The sequence below is a fragment of the Bradyrhizobium sp. genome, from assembly GCF_030693485.1.
Lineage (GTDB): Bacteria > Pseudomonadota > Alphaproteobacteria > Rhizobiales > Xanthobacteraceae > Bradyrhizobium.
In genome coordinates this window covers 25525-41334 of record NZ_JAUYAN010000066.1, presented here as the reverse complement: position 1 = coordinate 41334, position 15810 = coordinate 25525, and the positions used below count along the sequence as shown (strand labels likewise).

Here is a 15810-nt window from a genome sequence, read left to right as displayed (position 1 = left end):
GCGCAAGGCAGTGTGGGCGGGACGATCGGCAAGGAAGACAAGTCGGTGTCTGGTACTCGGGGCTCGGAGTCAGAGCAGCCGGAGCGCAGGAGAAAGCCCAAGCCCAAGTCCGAGGCGCAGCGGGCACCGGCGCGCGGAGGCGAAGGCGGCAGCGTTTCAAGATTCGATGGAAGATGGACCTTCATAGCGGCAGGGTGTGGTGCAGGCACGAAGTACGGGGTCATTTCGGGAGGTGCGATCAGCAGTTCGGGTGGCAGCGGCCAAGTCAGTTCAGGGGGTTCGATGCGCGCTTCGTTCACCGTATTTGGCAAGGCCACCGTTGCGGTCGGTCGCCTCTCCGGCGCCACGGGTACCGGGACTTACACCCGCGTCGACGGCTGCAAGGGCCCGTGGACCGCGATCAGGAAGTAGGATCGAACGGGTCCTCTTTAGTCTGTAGTAGGGCCCCTGTTCACAAATCTGCAGAACATCTTTGTCTGCTTCCGGGAGGCCAGGGGACAGGTTCGTCGTCCATCTTATGAGTACACGCACTCATCCACCGAATCACGTATTCGGATCCGGCGCGATTTCCGCCCGAGCCGCTTCGGGCCGGTTGACGGCGTGGGTAGACGCTTGCGCTAGATCAACGACGGTAGCCCATGAAGGGCTAAGTGTCGCTTTTTGCGTATCCGGCGTGCAAGACGGAAACGGATCGGTGCCGATGTCCAATTTGCCGCGCGTGGCGGTGAGAGCGATCATGTCCCGCAAGGTATTCGTTCGCTTCGCCTGTATCGCTCTCGTCGCGGCGATGGTTCAGGTGCCGCTCATCTCGCCACCGTTGGCGCAGACGGCTCCTCCTCAGACCGTAATAGAAGTTCAGATACTCAATAAGCAGGTCAACGAGCTCGCGAAGGCCGGGAAATACACGGAAGCCATCCCGCTGCAGCAGAGAGCATTGGCGATCCAGGAGAAGGCGCTTGGTCCCGACCATCCCGGCGTCGCGGGCTTGCTCTACAATCTGGCCTACCTCTACCATGTGTCGCGCCGCTATGCGGACGCCGAGCCGCTGTACAAACGATCGCTGGCGCTCGAGGAGAAGGCGCTCGGTTACGATCATCCCAACATTGCAGGATCGCTGAACAATTTGGCCATCCTCTACCGGGATCAAGGCCGTTATGCGGAAGCCGAGCCGCCATACAGGCGAGCGCTGGCGATCCGGGAGAAGGCGCTTGGTCCCGATCATCCGGATGTCGCGACATCGCTCAACAATCTGGCCAACCTCTTCGAAGATCAAGGACGCTATGCGGACACCGAGCCGCTGTACAAGCGGTCGCTGGCGATCCGGGAGAAGGCGCTTGGTCCCGATCATCCGGATGTCGCGGCATCGCTGAACAATCTGGCCATCCTCTACCGGGACCAAGGCCGCTATGCGGACGCCGAACCGCTTTACAGAAGGTCGTTAGCGATCCAGGAGAAGGTGCTGGGTCCCAATCATCCGGACGTCGCGACGGCGTTGAACAATCTGGCCAACCTCCACGGAGATCGAGGCCAACATGCAGACGCCGAGCCGCTGTACAAGCGGTCGCTCGCAATTCGGGAGAAGGCGCTTGGTCCCGATCATCCCGATGTCGCATCATCGCTGAATAATCTGGCCAACTTTTACCGCGTTCAAGGCCGCTATGCGGATGCCGAGCCGCTATTCAAGCGGTCGCTGGCAACCGGGGAGAAAGCGCTCGGACCCGACCATCCCGAGGTCGCGGCAGCGCTGAACAATCTGGCTATCCTCTATCGCGTTCAAGGCCGCCATGCGGATGCCGAACCGCTGTACAGGCGGTCGCTGGCGATCAAGGAGAAGGCGCTTGGTCCCGATCATCCGGATGTCGCTGATTCGCTGAACAATCTGGCCAATCTCGATCGAGATCAAGGCCGCTATGCGGACGCCGAGCCGCGCTTCAAGCGCGCGCTGGCGATCTGGGCGAAATCCTTCGGTCCCGATCATCCGGGTGTCGCCATGGCGCTGAACAACCTTGCGGTGCTGAACCGAAGGCAGGGTCGGTATTCGGACGCCGAGCCGCTCTACAAGCGAGGCCTGGCCATCCTCGAAAAATCCCTCGGTCCCGATCATCCCGATGTTGCGGATTTGCTGAACGATCTCGCGTTGCTGTACTACGCCCAACGCCGCTACGCTCAGGCGCTGCCACTGGTACGCAGGACCATCGCTCGGGGGCGCGCCAGCAAAGCTGTTACTTTCCCCGTGCTATTTCAAGCGAAGCGCCAAAATCTCGTTAACGTTGCCAGCGCGTTTGATGACAGCTACGACACCGTACAGCGTGCCTCATCATCGGCTGCGGCAAATGCGGTGTCCAAACTCGCGGCACGTTTTGCGGCGGGAGCCGGACCACTCGCCGATCTCGTGCGCGAGGACCAGGATTTGACAGCGGAAGCGGAGCGGCTGGACAAAGGCCTGATCGCCGCCATATCAAAGCCACCTGCCGAGCGCAATGCGGCGGCTGACGACCAGATTCGCAAGCGTATCGATGCAATCGAATCGAAGCGTGACAAGCTAAAAGAGATATTCAACCAGCGCTTTCCCGATTACGTCGCGCTCTCCAAACCTCAACCGCTGTCCCTCAAACAGACGCAGGCACTGCTCGCCGACGATGAAGCGCTCGTGGTCCTCGATTTTGATGCCACGAGCTATGCCTGGATCGTCACACGCACGGATGCCGATTGGGTAGAGCTGCAGGTTTCGGCCAAAGATATCGATAGCCAGGTCAGGGCGTTACGTCAGTCGCTGACCTTCGCTGGGAACAAGCCATTTGATCCGCAGCTTGCCTTCAAGATCTATCGGGAGACATTTGGCGCGTTCGCGGACAGAATTGCAGCGAAGAAACGGCTATCGGTCGTGTCCAATGGCGCGCTGACCAGCCTGCCGCCCGCACTGTTGGTGACCAAAGAGCCAGGCGGCAAGGAGCTGAAAGACGTCGACTGGCTGATCCGTTCGCATGCGGTCACGATCCTGCCGTCCGTCTCGAGCCTGAAGATATTGCGCACCGCATCCGCGACCACATCGGCGGCGAAGCCCATGATCGCCTTCGGCGACCCTGTGTTCTCCCGGACCGCGCGCGCGCAAGCACTACGACAGGTCGCGATGCGAAGCATCACCGCTTTCTACAGCGGGACAAAGATCGACATCGCCTCGCTCAGGGAACGGCTGCCCCAGCTGCCTGGAACGCGCACGGAAGTGCAGGCGATCGCAAAGGCGCTGCACGCAGATCCTGGCGACATAAGGCTGGGTCTGGCGGTGACAGAGACGGCGGCCAAGCAAGCAAGACTAGATCAGTATCGCATCATCTACTTTGCGACGCACGGGCTTGTTGCAGGTGAGCTCGCGCAGTTCACCGAAAGCAAGGCCGAACCAGCCTTGGCCCTGTCGATTCCGGACAGGGCTACCGATCTTGACGATGGTCTGCTCTCCGCCAGCGAAATAGCCCAGCTCAAGCTGAATGCCGACTGGGTCGTGCTTTCGGCCTGCAATACGGCCGCCGAGGACAAGCCCGGCGCAGAGGCGCTGTCCGGACTTGCGCGCGCATTCTTCTACGCGGGAGCCAGATCGCTGATTGTTTCGCACTGGGAGGTGGCCGATGAGGCGACAGCGCGGCTGATGACCGGCACATTCCAGGCCAGCGCAAGCGATACGAAGCTCTCGCATGGGGAGGCGCTGCGCCAATCGATGCTGGCGCTGATCGATAATGCAAACACCGATGACGATGCTCACCCGCGCCTGTGGGCGCCCTTTGTCGTCGTGGGCGAACCGGCCAAGCCACGATGAGTCGACGCCGTGCCATCGCGCGCGCTCGACCGCCGGCAAAACCTTCATCTTAATGATGACAATGTCGGCCGTCGGCACCAAACGGATCTGCCGGGTCGGTCCGATGATGTCCGTGGGATTGGACCGGAAGCGGCGATCAGGAACCGTCAGGACCGGTTTTGACCCAGGCACGGAATTGTTTTCGTCGGCCCAATCCTCCAGGGACGCCCGCCATCAAATCCCCCGCCGATTCAGTAAGGGAATCTTAGCATGGGAGGAGTTTCCACACAGGCTGGATCCGAAGCGAACATCGCCTTTACGATCGGTCCATGCACTGCGGCCTAACTCAAGAACAGAAGTGGCCGAATTTTCTGGAGGACGTCAAACAAGTGCGAGCCGATGCCGTAATAATCTATCAGCATCTCGTCCTGGTGGATGAACGAATTGCTTGGCATGATTGATTCGCGCAGAGGGACATGCTGCGCATATCCCTTCAGGTTCACACTTCTCAATTGGATGTAGAGTCTTGCGGGGCGTCAAAGCGATTTACAATTGATGTGTAACGCATTGATTTCATTAGGTCTCAAAACTAAGAGGTTTACATCTAAGTCTCTGATATCTCGTTGTAAACACGAGACTCTTAATCATCGGGTCCCAGGTTCGAGCCCTGGTGCGCCCACCAAATCCTTCAGTTAAATCAGCAAGATAGATTTAGGTGCAAAAGCATCTGTCAGCTGCCGGACCGCACATCGCTGAAGGCCTCTTCGAGCCGGCCTAGCGCTTGCTCCAGGATCGGCCGCGGCGTGGCAAAGTTGAAGCGCAGCCAGGCGTCTCCGCCCGGGCCGAACTGGGGACCGGGGCTCGCAAAGATCCGCGCCCGGCTCTTGACGCGGTCCGCGACGTCGTCGGGCGGCAGGCCGGTGCCGGAAAAATCCACCCAGGCCAGATAGGTGGCGCCGAGCCGCATCGAGCGGGCGCCGGGAGCCGCGGCTTCGATGCGCCGGTCGAACAGGTCGCGGCTTGCCGTCAGATACGCCAGCAGCGCGTCCAGCCACGCATCGCCGGTGCGCCAGGCCGCCTCGGTCGCGATCATCCCGAAGCTGTTGTAGGAGCCTAGCCCGCTCGCCATGATGCGCGCGTCGATGGCGTGCTTCAGCGCCGCGTTGGAGGTGACGCAGGCGCCGACATGGGCGCCAGCCAGGTTGAAGGTTTTGGTCGCCGCAAAGGTGGAGACCAGACGGTCGGCGATCTCGGGCGCAGCGGTCAGGGTGGGCGTATGCCTGGCGCCGGCGAATACGAGGTCGCAGTGGATCTCGTCCGACACCAGCAACAGATCGTGCTCGATGCAGAAGCGGGCCAGTGCGCGGATCTCCTCGGGCGTCCAGACCGTGCCGCCGGGATTGTGCGGGCTGCAGAAGAACACAACTTTGGTTCTGGGCGTCAGTTTGGTGCGCAGCGCTTCGAGGTCCATGACGTAGCGGCCGTTGCGCTCGACCAGTTGCGCATCGAGAATGCGCCGCTCGTTGGCAACAATGATCCGGCGAAAGGCGTGGTAAGCGGGCGGGAACACCACCACTTCGTCGCCCGGTGCGCTCGCCGCCTGCAGGATGAGGCCTAGACCCGCGACGACGCCCGGCGTCGGACTCACCCAGGCGGGGTCCACCTCGAGATTGTGCCGGCGTTGCATCCATTCGGCGAACGCGGCGGCCCAGCTCCCGGTGTCGCCGTAGTAGCCATAGACACCGCGCCGGGCCATGGCCGTCAGCGCCTCGGTGACGCCGGGAGGTGCTGCGAAATCCATGTCGGCGACCCACATCGGGATCGCGTCCGGCGCGTCGATGCCCGACAGCTTCGCCATGTTGTCCCACTTGGTGGCATGTGTGCCGCGGCGGTCGATCACACGGTCGAAGTCGAACATTTTCACCCAGTTCCTGTCGTTATCGCCTGATCCTCAGAATGCGATGGCGCATGCTGCCTGATGAAGCAGAGGACGCATCGACCATCGCCGCCGCCCTGGTCGGGATGCGGCGCCTGGCTGCTGACGCGGGCTCTCGTTGCTTGCATGGGGGATTCCGACGATGCCGCCCGGGATGCCCGGATGATCTCGCCCGGCTGGCGGAGCCGCGCTGGCACGGAGCTTCTGGCATTCGAGGCGACAACGGTCAAGGACGGGGAGGTCCTTGCGGGAATCGACCGGATCGTTGGTCTCGCTGGCATCGGGGCGGAGAATGAATCGCTTCCTCTTGCGAGACAAGCAATCGAAGTATGCTGGTGGCCGCCGGTCACGCCTGGGTCAGGCGTTAAGGCGATCCCCCGCACATGAAAGCCCCGCGAAAATGAGACGCTTGGATATTGGCGGCTTGGGCTTTGATCGGCAGCTTTCCTGAAGGCGCCCGCAAGGGGCGCGTTACGAGACGCACATGAGGAAGGTCCGGCGTGGTTGCCGGACTCTTTCTTCCGCGTCACAGGGAGGAACAACAATGCGCAAGTCTTTGCTTGGCGCCGTCGCGATGGCCGCCCTTATGCTGCCCGGCGCAGCTCTCGCCCAAAGTGGCACCATCAAGATCGGCATTCTGGTGGCGCTGGAAGGCGCCTTCGCGACCGGCGGCCAGGATGGCGTCCGAAATGTCGAACTGGCACTCAAGCAGGTGAACAACACCATTGCCGGAAAGAAGATTGAAACCGTCGTCGCTCCGACGGATACCAAACCCGACACAACGATCCGTATGGCTCGCAAACTTGTAGAGCAGGACAAGGTCGACCTTATCATCGGCCCGCTTTCCGGCTCGGAAGGTATTGCCATGCGCGATTTCGCCAAGACCATCCCGGACAAGGTGGTGATCAACGGCATTTCCGGCGCGCTGGAGACGACCTGGGTCGATCCCGCGCCGAACTTCTACCGCTTCAACCTCGACGGCTCGCAATGGGGCTTCGGCCTCGGCAACTACGTCGTGACGAAGAAAGGCTGGAAGCGCGTGGCAACGATCGCAGCCGATTACTCGTTCGGCTACACGAACTTCATGGGCTTTGCGGTGGATTTCTGCAAGTCGGGCGGCGACATCGTCCAGCGCTTCTGGCAGCCGCTCGGCCAATCGGATTTCGGCGGAATCATCGCGCAGTTGCCGGACAATGTGGATGCGATCTATCTCGGCCTTGGCGGCACAGACGCGATCAACTTCCTCAATCAATATCAGCAGGCCGGTGAAAAAACCCGCCTGATCGGCGGCACCATCATGGCCGACCAGACGGTTCTGACGGCGAAAGGTCGCGCGAAAGACGTTCTGAAGGGCACGCCGACTTCCGGCCCCTTCGCCGCCGACAATACGGACCCGGCCTGGACCTCGTATGTGAAGCTCTATCAGGACAGCTTCCCTGCAGACAAGCGCCTCCCGTCGCCTTCGTTATTCGGTCTGGGCTACTACACGGCCACGCTAGCCGCCATCAAGGGACTCCAGGCGGCCGAGGGCGATCTATCGAACGGGCAGGCAAAGTTCAAGGAGGCTTTGAACAAGCTTCAGCTCGACAGCCCTGTCGGCAAGATCACACTGAACGAAAACCGGCAGGCGACCGGAACGGTCTTCGTCAACGAAGTGGTCGATGGTCCGGACGGCAACATGACCAGCAAGATGGTGGCCAAGACCGAGAACGTGAACCAGACACTCGGCATGACGGCGGATCAGTTCCGGGCCATCGGGTTGCCGTCGCGCACCGCGGTCGACTGCGCCAAGCTGCGCGCTGGCGGCTGAGCGCCTGTGCCCGATGTCATCTTCGGCGGCCGACGCTCTCAGCCGGCCGCCGCTTCCTTGGGGAATACGCCATTGCGGATTCCATACGGCGAAGGCGCCGGGAGCGTCTCCGATGACTCTCATCGACTATCTCACGCGCACCCATTTCGCAGAAGCTGCGATCGAGGACGCGCTTCCCGAGGAGGTGGGGCCGCTCGCTCGGGCGCTGGTACTCGTTGACAACGAGCCGGGAAGCGCGGCCGTTTGCTCTCGGGTGCAGGAGTCGCTCAGCCAGACGGCGATCAGCCTGGCGCGGGCCGATCGTGCCACCCCTCATGAAGAAGCAACCCTCAGGATACTGAGCGCCATGAGCGACATCCGGACGAACACGCTCATCGCCGTGGGTGGGGCTGTGGCCGTCGGGCAGGCGCGGCTCGCTGCGGAACAAGCCATCCGGCGGGGAGAAAGCCTCACGCTGATCGCGGTTCCCGCCGGCCTTTGCGATTTCGGGTTAGCTCGGCGGGTGCGCCTGGGACAAGGCCAGCCGATCACCTGTCCTCGTCCCGACCGGGTAATCGCCGATCCGACGGTACTTGAGGGAGCGCCCTCCCGCTGCCTCGCCGCTGCGGCCATGGAGGTGCTGGTCCATGCCATCGAAGCCTATGCCAGCCCCGTCTACCACCCGCCGGCAGACGCGCTTGCGCTGGAGGCCACAAAGCGGCTCACGCGCTGGCTGCCCGTTGCTCTTGCTTCGCCCTCTCACCGGGAAGCGCAACGCGAATTGATGGCTGCGGCACTGACGGCCGGACTCGCGCTGGAAAAAGCGGTTGGCGGTGTCGATGCGCTTGCGCTTCCGATCAAAGCTGAACTTGGACCTGGCGTCCTGCATGGCGATCTCCATGCGCCGTTGATGGCGGCCATGGCCGACTTCAACACTGAAGCGGTGGGCGATCGATATGCCACGATGGCCGAAAGCTTCGCCAGAACAACGCGGGAGCCGCATTTCAGCACTGCAATCGGAGCTTTCGCCCGCGCCATCGGCCTGCCGACCTCCTTGCGCGAGATCGGGATCAATCCGGCTCGGTTCGACCGTTTCGCGGAAATGGCAGCGAACGACCCCGGGGCCCTTGCCAATCCCCGACGGCTGACCCCAGGCGACTGCCGCCGCATTCTCGAGGCCGCCTGGTGAACACGAATGAGGGACACCCGGCGCGAGGCAAACGGCCTGGACCGGCGGCGGCCGGGGCAATTTGCCTGTTGTCACAACGCGATCTCCTTATACATTCTTCCATTACCGCGCACAAAGATGGGCGGGGAGGAAACCGATGAGTATTGCTCACGCGGTCGCACATGGTGCGTTCGGGCGCGCTTGCCTCTATGAGCTGGATCGACCGATGGTGCCGCATGCCCATCGCGAGGGTCATCTGATCTTTCACGTCAGCGGACCGGTCGCCAGCGTGGTTGTTGATGGCAAAATCCTGCCGCTCACGACCCGGAGCGCAACGGCAATCAGCCCATGGCAACCGCATTATTTCGCGCCGATTGACCGCCAGGAATCGACGCTGACGCTCGTACTCTATATCCGCCCGGGCTGGTTTGTTAATGCGAGCCACACGGCCTTCGAAATCCTGCGATTCGGCCGCTCAACCGTCGAAATGAGCGACCACATTACTCGGCTTGTCACGGAAACCGCACGGCTTCTCGCCGCCCATGGCGGTAGCGACGGCTCTTTCGAAGACCGGCTCAGTGCCCTGACCCAGGCGGCCTTCGATCAAACCTGGCAGTGGACGAGCGCGGCGGACAGGCCGGCTGCCCAATGCTCGGGACTGCGTGATTTCCGCCTGAGGCGCGCGATCAGTCTCCTGAGCGAGAGGCTCGGTGAACCCATTGATCTTGCACAGATTTCGCGGAACGCCGGCCTTTCGCGACCGCATTTCTTCAAGCTGTTTCGCGAGCAGATGGGTCTGCCCCCCACGATTTTCCTCAACGCCCTGCGCATGGAGCGTGCGATCGAGCGATTGGCCAGAGGCACGGAAACGGTTTCTGAAATCGGGCTTGATCTCGGCTTCGCGACCCCGGCGAGCTTCTCGCGGTTCTTCATCGCCAATGGCGTCGTGCCGCCGAGCGCTTACCGGCGCAGCGTCGCCGGCCTCACGCACTGAAAAGAGGTGCTGGACTCCAAAGAAGAGACGTTCGGGCTAGAGAACAGACGTTCGGGAAAAGACAGGCCGGGAACTTCAATCTAGCCTTCATTCTAACGGTGGCGAAGGTCCGCCACGGGAAGCTGCCGGGCCGTTCTGAGATGGACAATTTCATCAAGCGCTATCCGCTCTGGGGCCTGGTTTTCGTCCTCCTGGCCGCAGCGTTCCTGTTTCTTGTGCTGGCGCCCTGGCCACCCGAACTGGTGGCGATTTGGGGCCGCAAGCAAATCTTCCTGAATGCACTTCTGGGCGGCATCACGCTTGGCGCGCTCTATTTCCTCGTGGCAGCCGGCTTCACGCTGATTTTCGGCCTGATGCGCGTCGTCAATCTCGCCCATGGCTCACTGTTCCTGATCGGCGGATATCTCGGCTACGAGGTCTCGACCGCCTCGGGTTCGTGGCTGCTGGCATTTCCGATTGTGTTCATCCTCGTGGCGCTGATCGGGCTCTTGATGCAGTTCTTCATCTTCTCGAAAATGGAAGGGGAAGAGCTTCGCCAGACGCTGGTCAGCATCGGGCTTTCGATCGTGTTTGCCGACCTCATGCTCTGGTGGTGGGGCGGGCAATCGTATTCGATCCTCGCCCCGCAATTCCTGCAGGGGCCGATGGAATTGCCCATCGTGAGCAACGTCAACGACTCGACCGGCGCCGTTACCTGGCTGCGCTACCCGTCCGTGCGCATCTGGATCCTGGTCGCGGCGATCGTGATCGGCATCGCGATGTGGATCGTCTTGAACCGCACCGCGCTCGGCATGCTGATCCGTGCGGGCGTGGATGATCGTGAGATGCTGGCCGCTTCCGGCGTGCGCATCCACCTGGTGTTTCTGGCGGTGTTCGGCTTCGGCGCCGGGCTTGCCGGTATTGCGGGGATCATCGGTGCCACGTTTCAGTCGCTGTCGCCGGGCGAGGATACGCGTTTCCTGTTGGCTAGCCTCGTGGTGGTGATCGTCGGAGGCATGGGGTCGATCGTCGGCGCGGCTTTGGGCGCGCTGATCATCGGCGTGGCCGAGCAGATGGGCTTTGTCTACGCGCCGACCTATTCGATCGTTCTCACCTTCCTCATCATGGCGGCGGTGCTGGCGTTTCGGCCGCAAGGCCTTCTGGGAACGAGGCGATAGCAATGTCGGTCGCCGATCAAGCCCCTCGCTTCGCCGGCCCCGTCGACCAGCGGATGTGGTCCGAGCGCATTCCCGCCCCCTGGTGGATCCTGGGGTTGATCCTGCTGTTGCTGCCGATCGTGGCCAACAATTTCTGGCTATTCCAGATCATGGGCTGGACTTTCATTCTGGGCATGATCGGGCTCAGCCTGATGTTCCTCGCCGGCTATGGCGGAATGGTGAGCCTGCTGCAAATGTCGATTGCCGGAATGGCTGGCTACATGGTCGCAATCCTTGGGCCGTCGGGCGCGGCCAATGTCAGTCTCGGCCTCTCCTGGTGGATCGTGCTTCCGGCCGCCTTCCTGATCGCGGCTCTTTTCGCCACGATATCCGGCGCGCTCGCCGTGCGCACGGATGGCATCTACACGATCATGATCACGCTTGCGATCGCGGCGGCCTTCTTCTATTTCACACGACAGAACTACTCGGTCTTCAATGGCTATTCCGGGTTCAACCTCGTGTTGCCGCCGCAGGTTTTCGGCGTGAACTGGCGCGATCCCCTGCCGTTCTACTATCTCACTCTTGCCTGCGCCTCTCTTTGCTACGGTGCAGTCGTCTATCTCGCGCGTGCTCCCTTCGGGCTCGCCCTTCAGGGCGTGCGCGATAACCCGCGCCGCATGGCGGCACTGGGCTTCAACGTGACCGCGCATCGCGTGGCGGCCTACGCCCTGACGAGCGTTTTCGCCTCTACGGGCGGCATTCTTCTGGTCTGGCAGAATGCGCAGATCGCGCCGGGCACGATCGGCATTTCCTCGGCGATCGATGTGCTCGTGGTCGCGGTAGTCGGCGGTATTCGCCGTCCGCTCGGACCGTTTATCGGCGCTTTCATCTACGTGTTGCTGCAAGTGTTTTCGACCGACATTCTCGGTTTTTTTGGATTCTCGGCGGATCGCTTCAAGCTGATCATCGGGATCGGCTTCCTGGCGATCGTGCTGTTCTCGCCGGATGGTGTGCTGGGCCTGTGGGATCGCTGGCGCGCGCGAGTGGTGGCGCGCAAGGGCGCAACGACGGGAGCCGGGGCATGAACGCGCCCGTCGTGTCGTCCCGGATGAACTTGCCAGTGGCTGGCAATGCCAGCTCCGGCAATGCGCTGGAACTGCGCGGCATCACCAAGATGTTCGGCGCGCTGGCCGCAATCTCGGACGTAACGCTTTCGGTGAAACCGGGTGAACGGCGGGCCGTTCTCGGCTCGAACGGCGCGGGCAAGACCACGCTGTTCAACTGCATCACCGGGGATTTTCTGCCCACAGCGGGCCTGGTCCGGTTTTTTGGCGAGGATGTGACGGTGTTCCCGCCCCATGAGCGCATCCGCCGGGGCTTGCGTCGCACCTACCAGATATCCTCGCTCTTCACCGGGCTGAGCGTGATGGACAATGTCTACCTGGCCTGTTGCGGTGTTTCGCGAAACCGTTTCTCGCTGGTCCGGCCCCGCCTCGACGATGCACTCGTGCACGCAGCGCAAATACTGGTCGATGCTGTGCACCTGACCGACGACAAGGACCGCCTGGTCGGCGAACTGGCCTATGGCCAGCAGCGGCAGCTTGAAGTTGCGCTGGCGCTGTCCGGCGCGCCGCGCTTCGTGCTGTTCGACGAGCCTGCGGCCGGGCTGTCACCGACCGAGCGCGCCGATCTGGTGACGATTCTGACCTCGCTGCCGGCGCACATCGGCTTCATCATTATCGAACACGACATGGATGTCGCGCTGCGTGTCGCCGAAAGCGTGACGATGATGCACAACGGCCGGATCTTCAAGGAAGGCCGGTCCGACGAGATCGAATCCGATCCGGAAGTTCAGGAGCTTTATCTCGGAGGCGGTCATGCCCACCACTGACCGCGTTTCCCAGCCGCGCGGCACGCCGCCGGCGCTGCAGGTTCGCGGGCTGAACCTGTATTACGGCCGCTCGCACGCGCTGCAGGGCGTCGATCTCACCTTGCAGGATGGTGTGCTCAGCCTGGTCGGACGCAACGGCATGGGCAAGACCTCGCTGTGCAAGGCGATCATGGGCCTGGTGCCGGTGTCGAGCGGTTCGATCAGTGCGTTTGGCGAGGAACTGATCGGTCGCTCCACCACCGACATCGCCCGGCTCGGCGTCGGCTATGTACCCCAGGGCCGGCGGCTGTGGCGATCGCTGAGTGTCGACGAGCATCTGCGGCTGGCGCAGCGCGGGCCACGCGGCAGTTGGACTCCGGAGCGGATTTACGACTCCTTTCCGCGGCTTGCCGAGCGCAAGAACAATGCCGGCTCGCAACTCTCCGGCGGTGAGCAGCAGATGCTGGCGATTTCGCGGGCGTTGCTGCTCAATCCGCGGCTCTTGATCATGGACGAGCCGACCGAAGGCCTCGCGCCTGTCATCGTCGCGCAGGTCGAGGACATGCTGGTGCGGCTGAGCGAGGAGGGCGACGTCGCCATCCTCGTGATCGAGCAGAACATCGGCGTGGCGACCGAGATCTCCGACACGGTCGCGATCATGGTCAACGGCCGCGTCAACCGCGTCATCGAGTCGGCGCGGCTGGCCGCCGATCGCGACCTGCAGCAGCGTCTGCTCGGCGTCGGCCGCCATGGCCATGAGGAGGCTGAACCGCCGGCCGTGGCCGCGAGCGAACCCGGCGGTCGGGGAACAGCAGCGCCGCCGCCGCGCAGCGATGCGCCGATCCGGGTCTATCTCTCGAACCCGGTGATACCGACCCGCTGGAGCGCTGATGTTGCGGCGGCGCGGATCGAGGCGTCCGCGCGTACCATGACGCGAGCGCCAGTCGCCGCCGCGATCGCTGCATCCGACCGCAAGGTCGGGCGCAGCGTAGGCGGTCTCAACGAGCCGTTCGTCGCCGTGGCCGGCACGCTCGACACCAAGGGCGAGGAACTGCGCTTCATCGCCGACATCATCAAGGCGGCGGGGCTGCCGGTGAAACTGGTCGATCTGTCGACCACGGGCCGGATCTCGGGCGCGGACGTGCCGCCGCTGGAGATCGCGCTGCATCACCCGCGTGGTTCCGCCGGAATATTCAACGCCGATCGCGGCGCTGCTGTGGCGGCGATGGCGGAGGCGTTTGAAGCCTGGGTGAAGGGAAAATCCGGCAGCGACGGCGTCAGGCTGCTCGGCCTGATTTCCGCCGGCGGCTCCGGCGCCACTGCGTTGGCGACACCGGCGATGCGGGCGCTGCCGGTGGGCGTGCCTAAGCTGATGATCTCCACCGTCGCCTCCGGCAACACGCGGGCCTATGTAGGCCCCTCCGATATCATGATGATGTATTCCGTCACCGACATTCAGGGCCTGAACGCGATCTCGCGACAGGTGCTGGCGAACGGCGCACAGGCAATGGCCGGGATGGCGAAGGCGCGGCTGGAGGCGAGCAAGGCGCCGGCGCCGCGCCGCCGCGCCGGCGAGGACCGGCCGCTGGTTGGCCTCACGATGTTCGGGGTCACTACACCCTGCGTGCAGCAGGTCACGAAGCTGATCGGCGACGAATACGAATGCCTGGTGTTCCACGCCACCGGCATCGGCGGCCAGTCGATGGAGAAACTGGTCGACGGCGGTCTGGTGCCGGCAGTGATCGACGTCTCGACTACCGAAATCGCCGACCTGCTGTTCGGCGGCGCGTTTCCGGCGACCGAAGACCGGCTCGGTGCCATCATCCGTACCCGGATTCCCTATGTCGGCTCGGTCGGCGCGCTCGACATGGTCAATTTCGGTGCGCCCGACACCGTTCCCGAGCGTTACCGCGGCCGGCTGCTGCATCAGCACAATCCGCAGGTGACCCTGATGCGGACTGATCCTGCGGAGAATGCCGCGATGGGCCGCTGGATCGGCGATCGGCTCAATCTGATGGAAGGCCCGGTGCGCTTCCTGCTGCCGGAGGGCGGGGTCTCGGCACTCGACGAGGTGGGCAAGCCGTTCTTCGACACAACCGCGCGCGACGCGCTGTTCGGTGCGCTGGAGGCGAGCGTGCGGCAGACGGCGCTGCGCCAGCTTGTCCGCGTTCCGCATCATATCAACAGTCCGGCATTTGCGGCCGCGCTGACGCAGCACTTTCGTGCGCTGCAAGGCGCCCGGCCGCGTTCGCGCGCGGCGGGCCGGTAAGGGATCACAGCATGGCAGCGATCGATCGACAGGTTCTTCTTGGCAGGTTTCACGCGATGATCGCGCGTGGTGAAGCGATCGTCGGCGGCGGCGCCGGCACCGGCCTGTCCGCCAAATGCGAAGAGGCGGGCGGCATCGACCTGATCGTAATCTACAATTCCGGCCGCTTCCGGATGGCGGGGCGCGGTTCGCTGTCCGGCCTGATGCCGTACGGCGACGCCAATGCGATCGTGATGGAGATGGCCGCCGAGGTGCTGCCGGTTGTGAAGAAGACTCCGGTGCTGGCCGGCGTCTGCGCCACCGATCCGTTTCGCAGCATGGATCGCTTTCTCGACGAGGTGAAAGCCGCGGGCTTTTCCGGCGTGCAGAATTTTCCGACGGTCGGGCTGATCGACGGCAGCTTCCGCATCGGGCTGGAGGAAACCGGCATGTCCTACGCGCTCGAAGTCGAGATGATCGCGCTGGCCGGCGCCAAGGGCCTGTTGACGACGCCCTATGTGTTTTCGGCCGACGACGCCGCGGCGATGGCGGGTGCCGGGGCCGACATCATCGTCTGTCATTTCGGCTTGACCGCTGGCGGCGCGATCGGGGCACGGACTGCGCTGAAGCTCGACGACGTTCCGGCCATGCTTGACGACTGGGCTGCGGCGGCGCTCGCGGTGAATCCCGACGCGATCATTCTCGTACATGGTGGCCCGGTGGCAGAACCCGCGGACGCCGAATTCGTCCTCAAGACCTCGCGGCATTGCCACGGCTTCTACGGCGCCTCCTCGATGGAGCGGTTGCCGGTCGAAGTCGCGATCCGCGAACAGACCCGGAAATTCAAGGCCATCAGCCGCAGCTGAACGGAACATGCGA

The 15810-nt window shown here is 63.1% G+C and carries 11 protein-coding genes; 10 read left to right on the top strand and 1 reads right to left on the bottom strand.

The genetic code is table 11. The annotated features are described in order from the left end of the window. Positions 1-282 precede the first annotated feature (282 nt). On the top strand, positions 283-411 hold the full coding sequence (locus tag Q8N40_RS05175) for a hypothetical protein (protein ID WP_305321192.1): 129 nt from the start codon (positions 283-285) through the stop codon (positions 409-411). Positions 412-700: 289 nt separating this feature from the next. Further along, positions 701-3811, top strand: a complete 3111-nt coding sequence (locus Q8N40_RS05170) for a tetratricopeptide repeat protein (RefSeq protein WP_305711050.1) — start codon at positions 701-703, stop codon at positions 3809-3811. A 709-nt stretch (positions 3812-4520) separates the two neighbouring features. Here Q8N40_RS05170 and Q8N40_RS05165 read toward each other — a convergent pair. Next, positions 4521-5708, bottom strand: coding sequence for a MalY/PatB family protein (locus tag Q8N40_RS05165; protein WP_305321194.1), 1188 nt, complete (start codon positions 5706-5708; stop codon positions 4521-4523). Between the two features lie 562 nt (positions 5709-6270). Here Q8N40_RS05165 and Q8N40_RS05160 point away from each other — a divergent pair. The 8 genes from Q8N40_RS05160 (at position 6271) to Q8N40_RS05125 (ending at position 15797) form a co-directional block, all read left to right on the top strand. Further along, a complete protein-coding gene (locus Q8N40_RS05160) occupies positions 6271-7536 on the top strand; it encodes an ABC transporter substrate-binding protein (protein WP_305711049.1) in 1266 nt (421 codons plus the stop codon). A 112-nt stretch (positions 7537-7648) separates the two neighbouring features. After that, positions 7649-8704 carry an iron-containing alcohol dehydrogenase gene (locus tag Q8N40_RS05155; RefSeq protein ID WP_305711048.1) on the top strand — a complete coding sequence of 352 codons (1056 nt, stop codon included), beginning with the start codon at positions 7649-7651 and terminating at the stop codon, positions 8702-8704. 136 nt (positions 8705-8840) lie between these two features. Then, a complete protein-coding gene (locus Q8N40_RS05150; protein WP_305321197.1) occupies positions 8841-9677 on the top strand; it encodes an AraC family transcriptional regulator in 837 nt (278 codons plus the stop codon). Between the two features lie 140 nt (positions 9678-9817). Continuing rightward, entirely contained in the window at positions 9818-10834 is a 1017-nt protein-coding gene (locus tag Q8N40_RS05145) for a branched-chain amino acid ABC transporter permease (RefSeq protein WP_305711047.1), read from the top strand. 2 nt (positions 10835-10836) lie between these two features. Next, entirely contained in the window at positions 10837-11898 is a 1062-nt protein-coding gene (locus tag Q8N40_RS05140; protein WP_370870904.1) for a branched-chain amino acid ABC transporter permease, read from the top strand. 23 nt (positions 11899-11921) lie between these two features. Further along, complete coding sequence (locus Q8N40_RS05135) at positions 11922-12704, top strand: ABC transporter ATP-binding protein (RefSeq protein ID WP_305711051.1); 783 nt, start codon at positions 11922-11924, stop codon at positions 12702-12704. Next, positions 12691-14952, top strand: coding sequence for an ABC transporter permease (locus Q8N40_RS05130; protein WP_305321199.1), 2262 nt, complete (start codon positions 12691-12693; stop codon positions 14950-14952). The genes Q8N40_RS05135 and Q8N40_RS05130 overlap by 14 nt, the downstream gene beginning before the upstream one ends. 11 nt (positions 14953-14963) lie before the next feature. Beyond that, complete coding sequence (locus Q8N40_RS05125; protein ID WP_305321200.1) at positions 14964-15797, top strand: phosphoenolpyruvate hydrolase family protein; 834 nt, start codon at positions 14964-14966, stop codon at positions 15795-15797. Positions 15798-15810 lie beyond the last annotated feature (13 nt).